Below are 13,769 nucleotides of genomic sequence, written 5' to 3'. Positions count from 1 at the left end.
GTTCTCCTGAAAGTTGCGTCGGCATTGACCTAGCGGAATTGCGCGAGGAAGCGCAGGTCGTTGTCGAAGAACAGACGCAAATCGTTGACGCCATAGCGCAGCATGGCCAGGCGCTCGGCGCCCATGCCGAAGGCGAAGCCCTGGAACTCTTCAGGGTCGATGCCGGACATGCGCAGCACGCTTGGGTGCACCATGCCGCAGCCCATGACTTCGAGCCAGCCGGTTTGCTTGCACACGCGGCAGCCGTTGCCGGAACACATCACGCACTGGATGTCGACTTCGGCGGACGGCTCGGTGAAGGGGAAGAACGATGGGCGGAAACGTACCGCCAGTTCTTTTTCGAAGAATACCCGCAGGAATTCTTCGATGGTGCCCTTGAGGTCGGCGAAGTTGATATCGCGATCGATCAGCAGGCCTTCGACCTGGTGGAACATCGGCGAGTGGGTGATATCCGAGTCGCAGCGATAGACGCGGCCCGGGCAGACAATGCGGATCGGCGGCTGGCTGGACTCCATGGTCCGCACCTGCACCGGCGAGGTATGGGTGCGCAGCAGCATGTTGGCATTGAAGTAGAAGGTGTCGTGCATCGCCCGGGCCGGGTGGTGGCCGGGGATGTTGAGCGCTTCGAAGTTGTGGTAGTCGTCTTCGACCTCTGGGCCTTCGGCAATGCCGTAGCCGATGTGGGTGAAGAACTGCTCGATGCGCTCGAGTGTACGGGTGATCGGGTGCAGGCCACCGGTGGCCTGGCCGCGGCCTGGCAGGGTGACGTCAATGCATTCGGCAGCCAGGCGAGCGCTGAGCTCGGCCTCTTCAAAGGCGGCCTTGCGGGCATTGAGCACAACGGTGACGCGCTCTTTGGCGTCGTTGATCAGCGCGCCGACTTTCGGCCGCTCTTCGGCTGGCAGGTTGCCCAGGGTCTTCATCACCTGGGTCAGCTCGCCCTTCTTGCCGAGATAATTAACCCGGATCTGTTCCAGGGCATTGATGTCTTCAGCGCGCTCCACGGCCTCAAGGGCTTGGGAGACCAGCGCATCCAGGTTTTCCATGTACAGACTCCAGATACGAAAATAGGGGAAGAGCTTTGAAGGCTCTTCCCCTATCGATGACGTTCAATGCCCGACGGCGCTAGCGCCGCCGGGTGATTGTCGCGGGTACTTAAGCCAGAACGGCTTTAGCTTTCTCGACAATCGCAGCAAACGCCGCTTTTTCGTTCACTGCCAGATCAGCCAGAACCTTACGGTCGATTTCGATCGAAGCCTTTTTCAGACCAGCGATGAAACGGCTGTAGGACAGACCGTTAACGCGGGCACCGGCGTTGATACGAGCAATCCACAGTGCGCGGAACTGACGCTTCTTCTGGCGACGGTCGCGGTAGGCGTATTGGCCTGCCTTGATGACCGCTTGCTTGGCTACACGGAATACGCGCGAACGTGCACCGTAGTAACCTTTAGCCAGTTTCAGAATTTTTTTGTGACGCTTACGAGCGATAACGCCGCGCTTAACACGAGCCATGAGTAACTTCCTCTATCTTAACCAGAATTAACGAACGCGCAGCATGCGCGCGACTTTCGCCACGTCGGACGGGTGCAGCAAGCTGCTACCACGCAGTTGACGCTTACGCTTGGTCGACATTTTGGTCAGGATGTGGCTCTTGAAAGCGTGCTTGTGCTTGAAGCCCGAAGCTGTCTTCAGGAAGCGCTTCGCAGCACCGCTTTTGGTTTTCATTTTTGGCATGTTGAACTCCGCATTCGAAAAAAATTACACAATAATCATCAGGCCTGCCGTGCCCGGGAGATTACTTCTTCTTTTTGGGGGCGATGACCATCATAAGCTGGCGTCCTTCCATCTTAGGATGCTGCTCAACGGTGCCGTATTCGGCGAGGTCAGCTTCAACCCGCTTCAACAGCTCCATGCCCAGCTCCTGGTGGGCCATCTCACGACCACGGAATCTCAGAGAGATCTTGGCCTTGTCCCCATCGGTAAGGAAACGTACCAGGTTGCGTAGTTTTACCTGGTAATCCCCATCCTCCGTCCCTGGACGAAACTTGATTTCTTTGACCTGGATGATCTTCTGGTTTTTCTTGGCTTCGTTGGCCTGCTTCTTCTTTTCGAAGATGTGCTTGCCGTAGTCCATGACCTTGCAGACCGGTGGTACCGCGTCTGCAGAGATTTCTACCAGGTCCAGCTTCGCTTCATCAGCGATACGCAGCGCTTCATCAATCGAGACGATGCCAACCTGCTCGCCGTCTGCGCCAATTAACCGAACCTCGCGGGCCGAGATATTCTCGTTGATCGGGGCCTTCGGTACAGCACGCTTATCGTTTCTCATTTCACGCTTAATAGTCATTACTCCGATTCTTGGCGACCACGCCGGGAAACCGCTTGTGTCAGCAGCTCTGCGAATTGGGCGACGGGCATGGAGCCCAGGTCAGCGCCTTCGCGAGTGCGCACAGCGACGGTTTGCGTTTCGACTTCGCGGTCCCCTATAACCAAAAGGTACGGGACCTTGAGCAAAGTATGCTCGCGGATTTTAAAGCCGATCTTCTCATTTCTCAAGTCCGACTTGGCACGGAAACCGCTACCGTTCAGAGATTTCTCTACCTCAAGGGCGAAATCGGCCTGCTTGTCGGTGATATTCATGATCACCGCCTGGGTCGGTGCCAGCCACGCCGGGAACACGCCAGCGTAGTGCTCGATCAGCATGCCGATGAAGCGCTCGAACGACCCGAGGATGGCGCGGTGCAGCATGACCGGGCGCACACGGCTGTTATCTTCGGCGATATAGCTGGCATCCAGGCGCTCTGGCAGGTTCGGGTCGTACTGCAGGGTACCACACTGCCAGTTACGGCCGAGGCAATCGCGCAGGGTAAACTCGATTTTCGGGCCGTAGAAGGCGCCCTCGCCCGGCTGGTATTCCCACTCAAGGCCCGATTCGTTCAGGGCGTCGGCCAGCGCTGACTCAGCGCGGTCCCACAGCTCTTCGGAACCTACGCGCTTGGCCGGACGCGTGGACAACTTCATGGCGATGTCGCTGAAGCCGAAGTCCTTGTACACGTCCAAGGTCAGCTTGATGAAGTCTGCGGCTTCTTTCTTCACCTGTTCTTCGGTGCAGAAGATGTGCGCATCGTCCTGTACGAAGCCACGCACGCGCATGATGCCGTGCAGGGCGCCGGAAGGCTCGTTACGGTGGCAGGCACCAAACTCGGCCAGGCGCAGCGGCAGGTCGCGGTAGCTTTTAAGGCCCTGGTTGAACACCTGCACGTGGCATGGGCAGTTCATCGGTTTTACCGCGTAGTCACGGCTTTCCGACGAAGTGGTGAACATGTTCTCGGCGTAGTTGGACCAGTGGCCGGAACGCTCCCAGAGAATGCGGTCGACAACCTGCGGGGTCTTGATTTCCAGATAGCCGTTGGCGCGCTGAACCTGGCGCATGTACTGCTCAAGCACCTGGTACACCGTCCAGCCGTTGGCGTGCCAGAACACCATGCCCGGGGCTTCTTCCTGCAGGTGGAACAGGTCGAGCTGCTTGCCGATCTTGCGGTGGTCGCGTTTTTCGGCTTCTTCGATGCGCTGGATGTAGGCTGCCAGCTGCTTCTTGTCAGCCCAGGCAGTGCCGTACACGCGTTGCAGCTGCTCGTTCTTGGCATCGCCGCGCCAGTAGGCGCCGGACAGCTTGGTCAGCTTGAATGCCTTGAGGAAACGGGTGTTGGGCACGTGCGGGCCACGGCACATGTCGACGTATTCTTCGTGGTAGTACAGGCCCATGGCCTGTTCATCCGGCATGTCTTCGACCAGGCGCAGCTTGTAGTCTTCGCCACGGGTGGTGAACACGTCGATGACTTCGGCACGCGGCGTGACCTTCTTGATCACGTCGTAGTCTTTTTCGATCAGCTGCATCATGCGCTTTTCGATGGCGGCCATGTCTTCCGGGGTGAAGGGCCGCTCGTAGGCGATGTCGTAATAGAAGCCTTCGTCGATGACCGGGCCGATCACCATTTTGGCGGTCGGGTAAAGCTGCTTCACCGCGTGGCCGACCAGGTGGGCACACGAGTGACGGATGATCTCCAGTCCCTCTTCATCTTTAGGGGTGATGATCTGCAGGGTGGCGTCGTGGTTGATCAGGTCGCAGGCGTCGACCAGTTTGCCGTCGACCTTGCCGGCGACGGTGGCCTTGGCCAGGCCGGCACCGATCGAAGCGGCAACGTCGGCTACGGATACGGCGTGATCGAACGAACGTTGACTGCCATCGGGAAGAGTAATTACGGGCATGGCGCCTCCTCTCCTAGTGGTGACCCCTACCAAAGGTCACGTGGGTTGGGATGAGCCAGTACAAGATCCGGCCTGCCTTCCTTCATCAAGGAAGCCTGCCTCACAGTGGCAGAAGCCTTTCGGCTTGTCAGGGGCGAACCAGAGTGACTGGAAAGAAAAAAGATAGCTGCAGCCGGCACAGTGCGACCACAAGCCGAGCATGCTAGCACGCGGGTTGCACCCCAAGCAGAAATATTTGGCAATTGCGCCGAAGCGGTGAACTAACGCGGAAAAATACCGCTCAGACTTTGGGAAGCAACCTACTCTTGATGAGACCTTGACCCAAGGAGTAACCGGTTATGAGATTTCCGTCCCTTCTGGCCGTATGTGCCATGAGCGCCCTGCTGCCGCTGGCGGCTCACGCAGGCGATTTCCCGCCAGGTAAGGAGCAGGGCTACATGACCCAGTGCCGGGAGGTAGCGACAAACCAGGGCGTGAGCACCGAAATGGCGACCAAGCACTGCTCGTGCGGCGCGCAGGCCATCAAGAAAAACTTCACCGATGCAGAGATTGCAGACCTCGATAGCAGTGACGGGGTAGACGCCAAGCTTATGGCCAAGGCTCAAAGCGTTGTAAAAAAGGCCTGCACACCCCATAGCTGAAGCCTTAAAGCGGGGTTGGCGAGCATTTATTTGAGCTGAATCAGCTTCTGATGAATGTAAAAGGCGCTACACGCGCAGAATTAGACTATGATGTTGTCCGTGCTCCGTAGCTTTCGCCGCATTGCACTACTGAAAATTTAATGTCTGGAGATTCATCCCATGTCCAATCGCCAAACCGGCACCGTCAAATGGTTCAATGATGAGAAAGGCTTCGGCTTCATCACCCCACAAGGCGGCGGCGACGACCTGTTCGTTCACTTCAAGGCCATCGAATCCGACGGCTTCAAGAGCCTGAAAGAAGGCCAGACTGTTTCCTTCGTCGCCGAGCGCGGCCAGAAGGGCATGCAGGCTGCACAGGTTCGTCCGGAGTAATTCGGAAGCTGTGAAAAAACCCGCCCATGTGGCGGGTTTTTTTATGGGCCACCGCCCCTGAAGCCGGCGCCGAGCTGGTAGGAGCAGCCTTGTGCTGCGAAGTGGCCCACATGGCCGGCACATAATGGTCGGTCAGTGCCGGCCTCTTCGCAGCACAAGGCTGCTCCTACTGATCAGGCTGCGAGTTTAACCGCAGTTGACGCGGGTCACGGTGCCCTGCTCGTTTACATTCAGGTTCAGACGCTCGGAGCGATATTCCAGGGTAACCACATCGTGGGGCTTGAGAATGCGCGCCATCTGCGAACCACTGGCCTTGCGTGCCTGCTCCAGCAGCTCGGCGCTGCCCTGCTTGCCGATGGCGAAATCGGCGCCGCTGGCTTCGCAGCGGCCATCGTTGCCGGCTGGGGTTTCTGGCGCCTTGCCACCCCCAGCGCTGCCACCAGTGCTGCAACCAGCCAGGACAGCTGCCACAGCCAGGGTTGCCAACAAAGCACGGGTACGGAACATGAATCCTCCTAAATCGGTGTGGGAACTGCCTGATACGACAGTTCCGCCAAGCGTTGGTTGCAAAACCGGACAAGTCTGCCTCAACCCGGCGTGTCAGGCGAAAGGTAATCGTGACCGAATTTTACCGCTTAACTGACGAGGCGCTTGGTTTGCCCTGCAAAGTCATGATTTACTTTAGGAAGTGAAGGCACAATGCCTCCTGCGAACATCAGGATCCGGTGTTCGCCCCTTCGTCCCGGGCCGCAAGCGAGAGCCTTTCATGAGCAGCCACAGCATCGATGCCGATATCAAGGTCAGGTGGGCCGAGGGCCAGAGCGCCTATAGCCCCAGTACCCCCGAGGAATTGCTATTGATTGCCGTCGACCTGCTGGTGCGCGATCGCGGCAGCGAGGCGGCACGCAGCTTTATCGACCAGGTGTTCGAGCGGTTTGCTTCGCATGCCGCTGTTCCGATCGCGCCAAACGGGCGTTGAGCGGGTTGGGCTGCATCGGGACTGACAGGCGCCGCATATTTTCCGGTAACCACCTGTCAGCCCTGATGCAATCCCTGACGGACTGCCTTGCCAGCGATCAACGGCCAACACCCACCTTCAAAAGGTCACCCCAGAAACAAGCGCAATATTGCTATAAGGCTGACACTCCCCAGTACGCACCACCGCCCGGGCACTGCGCGACAGCACCTTGAATTCTTCATGGCTCAGCCATTCCCGCTTGCCCAGCTTGCCCTTCAAGCGCTCGATCTCGACCAGCGCCGGCGGCACCACTTTCTGCATCTCCTCCGCCAGCACATGCCGCTCGACCTGCAATTCGCTCAGCACCACCCGCAACACGCTGGCGAAATCCGGCAGCCCCGGGGTGATGGCCAGGTCAATCAGCTCGACCCCCGGCGGCACTGGCAACCCAGCATCACCGATCACCAGAATATCGCCATGCCCCATGCCGGCAATGGTCCGCGACAGGGCAACGTTCAGCAGCGGGGTTTTCTTCATGGCGCTAGCTCCGCCAGATAAGGAATGGACGGCTGGGCCCCGGCGCGGGTGACCGACAGGGCCGCTGCGCGCTGGCCGAAGGCGATGGCCTCGCCCTCCCCCAGCCCGCGCACCAGGCCAGCGGCAAAGCCGCCGATGAAGGTATCGCCGGCAGCAGTGGTGTCCAGCGGTTGCACCACCGGCGCCGGATAGTGCTGATGGCCTTGGGCGCTCACCCGCAACGCCCCTTGCGCGCCCAAGGTGATGATGACCTTGCCCGCCCCCAGTTGCAGCAAGCGCTCGCCGGCCCGCCGGGCACTGCCCTGGTCGGTGACCGCAATACCGGTCAGGGCCTCGGCCTCACTCTCGTTGGGGGTGAGGTAGTCGATGTGCGCGAACCAGTCCGCGGGCAACGGGCCCGTGGCGGGCGCGGGGTTGAGGATCACCTGCTTGCCCAGCTCACGCCCCCTGGCCAGGGTCCAGGCCACGGTACCCATGGGCACCTCCAGCTGGCAGATGATCACCTCGGCCGCCTGCAGCAACGCATCAAACGCCTTTACCGATTGTGGCGTCAGCAGGCCATTGCCGCCGGGGATGATGACGATGCAGTTCTGACTGGCGGCATCCACGGTAATCAGCGCTATCCCGCTGGACACCCCCGGGCAAGTGCTGACGCCCTGGCAGTCGATGCCCTCGACGTACAAGGCCCGGTGCAGTTGCCGGCCATAATCATCGTCACCCACGTTGCCGATCATCGCCACGCTGCCGCCCAGCCGCGCCACTGCCACCGCCTGGTTGGCACCTTTGCCGCCCGGCACGGTGAAAAAACTGTCGCCAGGCAGCGTTTCGCCGGCCCGGGGCAGGCGCTGCGCGCGGGCCACCAGGTCCATGTTGAGGCTACCGACCACCACGACCTTGGCATTCATGACATTTCCTTAGCGTTAGCGGTAATCGTTGAACAGGTCCGGGCGCGGCCCGGTGGACTCGCGCAAGACAATGCGCGGGGCAACGATGCGTTGCTCTGCCGCGCCTTGGCGTGGCGTACCGATGCGCGCCAGCAACAGCGACGCGGCGTTTTCGCCAAGCTCGCGAATCGACTGGCCCACCGTGGTCAGCGGTGGGTACACGTAACGGCTCAGTTCGATGTCGTCGAAACCGATCACCGACAACTCGCCAGGTACGTTGATATTGCGTTCGGCCGCCGCACGCAGCACGCCAAAGCCGATCATGTCGTTGCCGGCAAAAATCGCGGTGGGCCGCTCGCCCTCCAGCACCCGGGCTGCCGCTGCATGGCCGCCGGGGCTGGTGAAGTCGCAGTGCAGCACGCGGTTGCCCTGTACTTGCACCCCGGCGTCGGCCATGGCCCGGCGAAAACCGCCGAGGCGCAGCTGGGTGACGCCGGTTTCGGCGGGGCCGCCGATGTAGGCGATGTCGCGATGGCCAAGCTCCAGCAGGTGCCGGGTGGCCAGGTAGGCGCCCTGCTCGTGGTCGATGCGCACCAGGTCGGCATCGACGCCTTCCAGTTCACGGTCGACGATCACCATCGGCGTGCGCACGCAGGCCAGGCTTTGCAGCAGGTCGCTGTCCTGGCCCACCGAGGCCACCACCAGGCCGTCGATGCGCTTTTCCAGCAGCACGCGCAGGTAGCTGCGCTGCTTTTGCGGGTTGTCGTCGGAATTGCACAAGATCACGCAGTAGCCGTTGCGTTCGCAGACGTCTTCGATGCCCCGCGCCAGCTCGGCGAAATACGGGTTGACGCTGTTGGGCACCAGCAAGCCGATGGTGGCCGTGCTGCGCGCCTTCAGCGAGCGCGCCACGGCACTGGGCACGTAGTCGAGCTCGACGATGGCGGCTTCTACCTTCAACCGTACCTGCTCGCTGACAGGCCGGGTCTTGTTCAGTACATGGGACACGGTGGTGTAGGAAATACCCGCCAGTGCCGCGACATCTTTGATGGTTGCCATGGTTTCAGTTCCGCCGGGCTGCACGCCGGCTGCGGTAAGTGTCCAGCACCACGGCGATGACGATCACCGCCCCGGTGATGATGCGTTTGGTGGGTTCGCTGGCGCCGATCTGCGCCAGCCCGGCGGCCAGTACAGAAATGATCAGCACGCCAAAAAAGGTGCTGATGACCGAGCCGCGCCCGCCCATCAGGCTGGTGCCGCCAATCACCACGGCGGCGATCACCTGCAGCTCCAGGCCGGCGCCGGCATTGGGGTCGGCCGCTTCCAGCCGCGATATCTGGAACAGCGCGGCCAGGCCGGCGAGCAGGCCCATCAGGGCAAACACCAGCACTTTGTACGGGCGCGGGTCGATGCCAGCCAGGCGCACAGCCTCTTCGTTGGTGCCGATACCGATCAGGTAGCGGCCGAACACGGTCCGGGTCAGCACCAGATGGGCCAGCACGATCACCAGCAAGGCGATGATGAACGCAGGGGAAATACCGAACGCGACCGGGTCGGAGAACCAGGCATAGGCATCGCCGATATAGGCAGTGCGCGAGTCGGTGAACTGGTAGGCCAGGCCACGGGCCATTTCCAGCACGCCGAGCGAAACGATGAACGACGGAATGCGCCAGGCCACGGTGACGGCGCCGGTAATGCTCCCCGCCAGCGCGGCCACGGCCATGCCCAGCAGCGCCGAAGGCAGCACGCCCCAGCCCCAGCCCAGAATCGCCACGCTTACCGCCGAGGCCGCCAGCGCAAGCACCGACCCCACCGACAGGTCGATGCCGCCAATGATCAGCACAAAGGTCATGCCCACCGCCAGCACCATCAGGTCGGGGATCTGGTTGGCCAGGGTGCTGAAGGTGTTGTAGGACCAGAAATGGCTGCTGAGCAACGAGAACAGCACGATCATCGCCAACAAGGCGCCGGCCAGGCCCAGGTAGGTACCCAGGCCATGGTAGCTGCCACTGCGGCGCACGGGGGTAGCGCCCTGGCTGTCAAGCGGGGTGGTTTTCATGCGTCCATCCTGGGGGCTGCATCATGCAGCAGCGCGTCACGTTTCTGATAACCGGCGAAGGCGGCCGCCAGCAGCTGGTCCTGGCTCCAGTGGTCACGGTCGAAGGTGTCGATCAGGCGGCCGGCGGACAGCACGGCGATGCGGTCGCAGATCAGCATCAGCTCGCGCAAGTCGCTGGACACCACTACCAGCGCCTTACCCTGGCGCGCCAATTCGGCCAGCAGGCCATAGATGTCGAACTTGGCTCCGACGTCTATGCCACGGGTGGGCTCGTCGAACAGCAATACCTGGCAGTCGCGCTCCAGCCAGCGGCCAATCACCACCTTCTGCTGGTTGCCGCCAGACAATTCGCCCACCACCTGGTGGGTGCCGGCACTGCGGATGCGCATGGCCTGGATCTGGCGCTCGGCCAGGGCCCGCTCGGCCTCGCCATCGAGTACACCGGCGCGCGACACCGCGCCGAGGTTACCCAAGGCAATATTGGCGCTGATCGACTGGGTCAACAGCAGGCCTTCGCCTTTGCGGTCTTCGGTAATCAAGGCAATACCGGCCCGCACCGCCGCCCTGGGCGAATCGATCTTTACGGCCTGCAGTGGCTGGCCCAGCGCGATGCTGCCGCTGTCGGCACGGTCAGCGCCGTAGATCAGCCGCAGCAGCTCGGTACGGCCGGCGCCGATCAGGCCGGAGATGCCGAAGATCTCCCCTGCCCTGACCTCGAATGACACTTCGCGCACCTTGTCAGCGCGGCTGAGCTTGTCGACCTTCAGCAGCGGCGCGCCGATCTGCCGGCGGCCCAGGTCGATATGCTCGCCCAGTTCGCGGCCGACCATCAGGTTGACCAGCTCGGCGCTGCTGTAGCGCTGGATCGGCTCGTCGCACACCAGCTTGCCGTCGCGCAGCACGACGATGCGCTGGGCCACGCGCTGCAGCTCTTCGAGCCGGTGCGAAATATAGACGATGGCCACCCCGCGCTGGCGCAGCCGTTCGATCTGGGTGAACAGCAGCTCCACCTCGCGCGCGGTGAGCATGGCGGTGGGCTCGTCGAAAATCAGCACATGGCAGTCGCCGATCAGGTTGCGGGCGATTTCGACCATCTGCTGATGGCCGATGCCCAGCTCGCCGACCGGGGTGTCCGGGTCGATGGCGTCGAGGCCGACCTGGGCCATGGCAGCGGTGGCCAGTTGGCGCAGGCGCTTGTGACTGATCCAGCCAAAACGGCTGGGCAGGTTGTCGAGAAACAGGTTCTCGGCCACGGTCAGGGTCGGCAGCAGGTTCAGCTCCTGCATGACCATGCGTATACCCATGCGCTCGGCCTCGCTGCGGCTGCCGGGCGCATAGGCCTGGCCGCGGTAGCGCATGTGGCCGGTGGTGGGAGTTTCCAGACCACTTATCAGCTTGGACAGGGTGCTCTTGCCGGCGCCGTTTTCGCCGGTCAGGGCCAGCACTTCGCCGGCACGCAGGTTCAGGCTGACCTCGCCCAGCACGGGCTGGGCGTAGGTCTTGCCCAGGCCGCTGGCGGCGAGCACCACTTCATTGGCCGATGCCGGCATGGCCGTTTCTCCTGGCAGCGTCAGGGCTTCTTGGTGATGAGTTCGACCGGGGTCTGGATGACATTGTCGGCATCCACATCGGGCTTCTCGCCCTTGACCATTTTCAGCGCGGCCTGAATACCGTAAACGGCCTGCTGACTGGCAGCCTGGTCGAGGGTGGCGAGCACGCGGCCATCGGCAAGCATCGGCTTGATGGCGTTGATGTTGTCGTAGCCCACCACTTGCACCTGCCCGGTCTTGCCGGCGGCGCGCACGGCCGATACGGCGCCCAGGGCCATGCTGTCGTTGCCGGCCAGCAGGGCTTTCAGGTCGGGGTACTCGTTGAGCATGGACGCGGCAACCGCGTTGCCTTTGTCGATTTCCCAGTTGCCGCTCTGCACCGAAACGATCTGCATCTGCGCGGCATCCATGGCGTCCTTGAAGCCGGCGGTGCGCTGCTGGGCGTTGGTGGTGGTCGGCACGCCTTCAATGATGCCCACCTGGTCGCCGGCCTTGAGCTTCTGGCTGGCCAGGTAATCGCCGACCATGCGTGCGCCCTTGCGGTTGTCGGGGCCCACAAAGGGCACGCTGATGCCTTTGCTCTTGAGCAGCTCAGGGTCCAGGCGGTTGTCGATGTTGATCACCACCACGCCCTTGTCCATTGCCTTCTTGACCGCCGATACCAGCGCCTTCGAATCAGCAGGGGCAATAACCAGGGCCTTGGCGCCGGCATTGACCATCTGCTCGACGATGCGGATCTGTTCGCCGGTGTCGGTCTCGTTCTTGATGCCGTTGGCGACCAGCTCGAATTGGTCGGGGTGGGCTTTCTGGTAGTCCTTGGCGCCGTCTTCCATGGTGCGGAAGAATTCGTTGGCCAGCGACTTCATGACCAGGGCGACCTTGGGCGGGTCTTCGGCGTGGGCGGCGGAAAACGGCAGGGTGAGGGACAGCGAGGAAACGACAGCGAGGGCCAGCAGACGACCGGGGAACGGCAGTTTCATGGACGATGACTCCGAATCTTGTTTTTTTATCGGATCGCAAACGTTTGCGTTGACTAACTATGGTAACAGGACCGTGGTTTGTCAATGCCGCTTGGCTATCGTTGGCCAAAACACTGCTGGCCCGATTATCCAGATTTTTTCCGAAAAACCGAACACCTTTTCCTATGCTTGTTCGGAATCTCGAATGGAATGCTTGCCTTTGCAGGCGCGGCCTTGTGTCGCGATGGGCTGCGCAGCAGCCCCAGGATGGATGATTCAGCGAAGAAAGTCGGGGCTGCTACGCAGCCCATCGCGGCACAAGGCCGCTCCTGCAGACAGCACGCTCCGGTGTGGTATGAAAAGTGCCTGAAACACGGGGCGACACAACAAACGTCTCATTAGGAAGAGAGAACAATAACGATGAATGCCGCACTGAAAACCTTCGCCCCCAGCGCACTCGCCCTGCTGCTGATCCTGCCCGCCACCGCCTCGGCCAAAGAAGCCGAAACCCAGCAGAAGCTGGCCAACGTGGTCATCCTCGCCACTGGCGGCACCATTGCCGGTGCTGGCGCCAGCGCCGCCAACAGCGCCACCTACCAGGCCGCCAAGCTGGGCGTCGACAAGCTGATCGCCGGCGTGCCGGAACTGGCCGATATCGCCAACGTCCGCGGCGAGCAGGTGATGCAGATCGCCTCCGAAAGCATCACCAACGAAGACTTGCTGAAACTGGGCAAGCGCGTTGCCGAACTGGCCGATAGCAACGACGTCGACGGTATCGTCATCACCCACGGCACCGACACCCTGGAAGAGACCGCGTTCTTCCTCAACCTGGTGGAAAAGACCGACAAGCCGATCGTGGTCGTCGGTTCGATGCGCCCGGGCACCGCCATGTCCGCAGACGGCATGCTCAACCTGTACAACGCCGTGGCCGTGGCCGGCGACAAGCAGTCGCGTGGCAAGGGCGTGCTGGTGACCATGAACGACGAGATCCAGTCGGGTCGTGATGTCAGCAAATCGGTCAACATCAAGACCGAAGCCTTCAAGAGCGCCTGGGGCCCGATGGGCATGGTAGTGGAAGGCAAGTCCTACTGGTTCCGCCTGCCGGCCAAGCGCCACACGGTCAACTCCGAGTTCGACATCAAGCAGATCAGCAGCCTGCCGCAGGTGGACATCGCCTATGGCTATGGCAACGTCACCGACACCGCCTACAAGGCGCTGGCACAGGGCGGTGCCAAGGCGCTGATCCATGCTGGTACCGGCAACGGTTCGGTGTCGTCGCGGGTGGTGCCGGCGCTGCAGGAGCTGCGCAAGAATGGCGTGCAGATCATCCGTTCGTCCCACGTCAACCAGGGTGGCTTCGTGCTGCGCAACGCCGAGCAGCCCGATGACAAGAACGACTGGGTCGTGGCCCATGACCTGAACCCGCAGAAGGCGCGGATTCTGGCGATGGTGGCGATGACCAAGACCCAGGACAGCAAAGAGCTGCAGCGGATCTTCTGGGAGTATTGATCGCTTAACCCGAGGAAGCCGGGGCACCCTC

General features: G+C 61.7%; 16 protein-coding genes. 4 read left to right on the top strand and 12 right to left on the bottom strand.

Translation table 11 applies throughout. From position 1 onward, the window contains the following. Positions 1 to 29: 29 nt before the first annotated feature. From pheS to thrS, 5 genes are all read right to left on the bottom strand, one after another. A complete protein-coding gene (gene pheS / locus AC5O5I_RS10195) occupies positions 30 to 1,046 on the bottom strand; it encodes a phenylalanine--tRNA ligase subunit alpha (RefSeq protein ID WP_172229999.1) in 1,017 nt (338 codons plus the stop codon). 109 nt (positions 1,047 to 1,155) lie between these two features. After that, positions 1,156 to 1,512, bottom strand: a complete 357-nt coding sequence (rplT, locus tag AC5O5I_RS10190) for a 50S ribosomal protein L20 (RefSeq protein WP_040069108.1) — start codon at positions 1,510 to 1,512, stop codon at positions 1,156 to 1,158. 27 nt (positions 1,513 to 1,539) lie between these two features. After that, positions 1,540 to 1,734, bottom strand: a complete 195-nt coding sequence (gene rpmI / locus AC5O5I_RS10185) for a 50S ribosomal protein L35 (protein WP_008100408.1) — start codon at positions 1,732 to 1,734, stop codon at positions 1,540 to 1,542. Positions 1,735 to 1,795: 61 nt separating this feature from the next. Further along, the gene (gene infC, locus AC5O5I_RS10180; RefSeq protein WP_172230002.1) at positions 1,796 to 2,347 is read right to left on the bottom strand and encodes a translation initiation factor IF-3; all 552 of its coding nucleotides are present in this window, start codon (positions 2,345 to 2,347) and stop codon (positions 1,796 to 1,798) included. Then, positions 2,347 to 4,269 (bottom strand): threonine--tRNA ligase, encoded by a 1,923-nt coding sequence (gene thrS / locus AC5O5I_RS10175; RefSeq protein WP_172285952.1) that lies wholly within the window; start codon positions 4,267 to 4,269, stop codon positions 2,347 to 2,349. Before thrS ends, infC begins: the two co-directional genes overlap by 1 nt. A 338-nt stretch (positions 4,270 to 4,607) precedes the next feature. Between thrS and AC5O5I_RS10170 the strand changes: the two genes are divergently transcribed. Then, positions 4,608 to 4,910: a hypothetical protein gene (locus tag AC5O5I_RS10170; protein WP_172225305.1), complete on the top strand. Its 303-nt coding sequence runs from the start codon at positions 4,608 to 4,610 to the stop codon at positions 4,908 to 4,910. A gap of 159 nt (positions 4,911 to 5,069) precedes the next feature. Beyond that, positions 5,070 to 5,282, top strand: a complete 213-nt coding sequence (locus AC5O5I_RS10165; protein WP_012273095.1) for a cold-shock protein — start codon at positions 5,070 to 5,072, stop codon at positions 5,280 to 5,282. A gap of 186 nt (positions 5,283 to 5,468) precedes the next feature. On the opposite strand, the gene AC5O5I_RS10160 is transcribed toward AC5O5I_RS10165, so the two are convergent. Beyond that, entirely contained in the window at positions 5,469 to 5,789 is a 321-nt protein-coding gene (locus AC5O5I_RS10160; RefSeq protein ID WP_172225308.1) for an I78 family peptidase inhibitor, read from the bottom strand. A 259-nt stretch (positions 5,790 to 6,048) separates the two neighbouring features. Here AC5O5I_RS10160 and AC5O5I_RS10155 point away from each other — a divergent pair, with 259 nt between their 5' ends. Further along, positions 6,049 to 6,261, top strand: coding sequence for a hypothetical protein (locus AC5O5I_RS10155; RefSeq protein WP_172225311.1), 213 nt, complete (start codon positions 6,049 to 6,051; stop codon positions 6,259 to 6,261). 117 nt (positions 6,262 to 6,378) lie between these two features. Here the strand turns inward: AC5O5I_RS10155 and rbsD are convergent, their stop codons facing one another. Genes rbsD through AC5O5I_RS10125 form a run of 6 tightly spaced genes read right to left on the bottom strand, consistent with a single transcriptional unit; the run spans position 6,379 to position 12,250 of the window. Next, the gene (gene rbsD / locus AC5O5I_RS10150) at positions 6,379 to 6,777 is read right to left on the bottom strand and encodes a D-ribose pyranase (protein ID WP_172225333.1); all 399 of its coding nucleotides are present in this window, start codon (positions 6,775 to 6,777) and stop codon (positions 6,379 to 6,381) included. Beyond that, a complete protein-coding gene (gene rbsK / locus AC5O5I_RS10145) occupies positions 6,774 to 7,682 on the bottom strand; it encodes a ribokinase (protein ID WP_494512508.1) in 909 nt (302 codons plus the stop codon). Before rbsK ends, rbsD begins: the two co-directional genes overlap by 4 nt. Positions 7,683 to 7,697: 15 nt before the next feature. After that, positions 7,698 to 8,720, bottom strand: coding sequence for a LacI family DNA-binding transcriptional regulator (locus tag AC5O5I_RS10140; protein WP_494512507.1), 1,023 nt, complete (start codon positions 8,718 to 8,720; stop codon positions 7,698 to 7,700). Between the two features lie 4 nt (positions 8,721 to 8,724). Continuing rightward, positions 8,725 to 9,720: an ABC transporter permease gene (locus AC5O5I_RS10135; protein ID WP_172225341.1), complete on the bottom strand. Its 996-nt coding sequence runs from the start codon at positions 9,718 to 9,720 to the stop codon at positions 8,725 to 8,727. After that, a complete protein-coding gene (locus AC5O5I_RS10130) occupies positions 9,717 to 11,270 on the bottom strand; it encodes a sugar ABC transporter ATP-binding protein (protein ID WP_494512506.1) in 1,554 nt (517 codons plus the stop codon). The genes AC5O5I_RS10135 and AC5O5I_RS10130 overlap by 4 nt, the downstream gene beginning before the upstream one ends. A gap of 20 nt (positions 11,271 to 11,290) precedes the next feature. Further along, positions 11,291 to 12,250: a sugar ABC transporter substrate-binding protein gene (locus AC5O5I_RS10125; RefSeq protein ID WP_494512505.1), complete on the bottom strand. Its 960-nt coding sequence runs from the start codon at positions 12,248 to 12,250 to the stop codon at positions 11,291 to 11,293. Between the two features lie 399 nt (positions 12,251 to 12,649). Here AC5O5I_RS10125 and AC5O5I_RS10120 point away from each other — a divergent pair, with 399 nt between their 5' ends. Beyond that, positions 12,650 to 13,738 (top strand): asparaginase, encoded by a 1,089-nt coding sequence (locus AC5O5I_RS10120; RefSeq protein ID WP_172225350.1) that lies wholly within the window; start codon positions 12,650 to 12,652, stop codon positions 13,736 to 13,738. Positions 13,739 to 13,769: the final 31 nt, after the last annotated feature.

This window comes from Pseudomonas sp. 9_2_1 (assembly GCF_059295275.1).
The sequence above is the reverse complement of the archived record's forward strand: the minus strand, read 5'-3'. Positions and strand labels throughout refer to the sequence as shown.

What these genes read in the sequence shown, in the direction of transcription:
- rbsD (WP_172225333.1), bottom strand. Translation starts at nt 6,777, where the DNA reads ATGAAGAAAACCCCGCTGCTGAACGTTGCCCTGTCGCGGACCATTGCC.
- pheS (WP_172229999.1), bottom strand. Translation starts at nt 1,046, where the DNA reads ATGGAAAACCTGGATGCGCTGGTCTCCCAAGCCCTTGAGGCCGTGGAG.
- AC5O5I_RS10135 (WP_172225341.1), bottom strand. Translation starts at nt 9,720, where the DNA reads ATGAAAACCACCCCGCTTGACAGCCAGGGCGCTACCCCCGTGCGCCGC.
- AC5O5I_RS10170 (WP_172225305.1), top strand. Translation starts at nt 4,608, where the DNA reads ATGAGATTTCCGTCCCTTCTGGCCGTATGTGCCATGAGCGCCCTGCTG.
- thrS (WP_172285952.1), bottom strand. Translation starts at nt 4,269, where the DNA reads ATGCCCGTAATTACTCTTCCCGATGGCAGTCAACGTTCGTTCGATCAC.
- infC (WP_172230002.1), bottom strand. Translation starts at nt 2,347, where the DNA reads ATGACTATTAAGCGTGAAATGAGAAACGATAAGCGTGCTGTACCGAAG.
- rbsK (WP_494512508.1), bottom strand. Translation starts at nt 7,682, where the DNA reads ATGAATGCCAAGGTCGTGGTGGTCGGTAGCCTCAACATGGACCTGGTG.
- AC5O5I_RS10125 (WP_494512505.1), bottom strand. Translation starts at nt 12,250, where the DNA reads ATGAAACTGCCGTTCCCCGGTCGTCTGCTGGCCCTCGCTGTCGTTTCC.
- AC5O5I_RS10120 (WP_172225350.1), top strand. Translation starts at nt 12,650, where the DNA reads ATGAATGCCGCACTGAAAACCTTCGCCCCCAGCGCACTCGCCCTGCTG.
- AC5O5I_RS10165 (WP_012273095.1), top strand. Translation starts at nt 5,070, where the DNA reads ATGTCCAATCGCCAAACCGGCACCGTCAAATGGTTCAATGATGAGAAA.
- AC5O5I_RS10155 (WP_172225311.1), top strand. Translation starts at nt 6,049, where the DNA reads ATGAGCAGCCACAGCATCGATGCCGATATCAAGGTCAGGTGGGCCGAG.
- AC5O5I_RS10160 (WP_172225308.1), bottom strand. Translation starts at nt 5,789, where the DNA reads ATGTTCCGTACCCGTGCTTTGTTGGCAACCCTGGCTGTGGCAGCTGTC.
- rpmI (WP_008100408.1), bottom strand. Translation starts at nt 1,734, where the DNA reads ATGCCAAAAATGAAAACCAAAAGCGGTGCTGCGAAGCGCTTCCTGAAG.
- AC5O5I_RS10140 (WP_494512507.1), bottom strand. Translation starts at nt 8,720, where the DNA reads ATGGCAACCATCAAAGATGTCGCGGCACTGGCGGGTATTTCCTACACC.
- AC5O5I_RS10130 (WP_494512506.1), bottom strand. Translation starts at nt 11,270, where the DNA reads ATGCCGGCATCGGCCAATGAAGTGGTGCTCGCCGCCAGCGGCCTGGGC.
- rplT (WP_040069108.1), bottom strand. Translation starts at nt 1,512, where the DNA reads ATGGCTCGTGTTAAGCGCGGCGTTATCGCTCGTAAGCGTCACAAAAAA.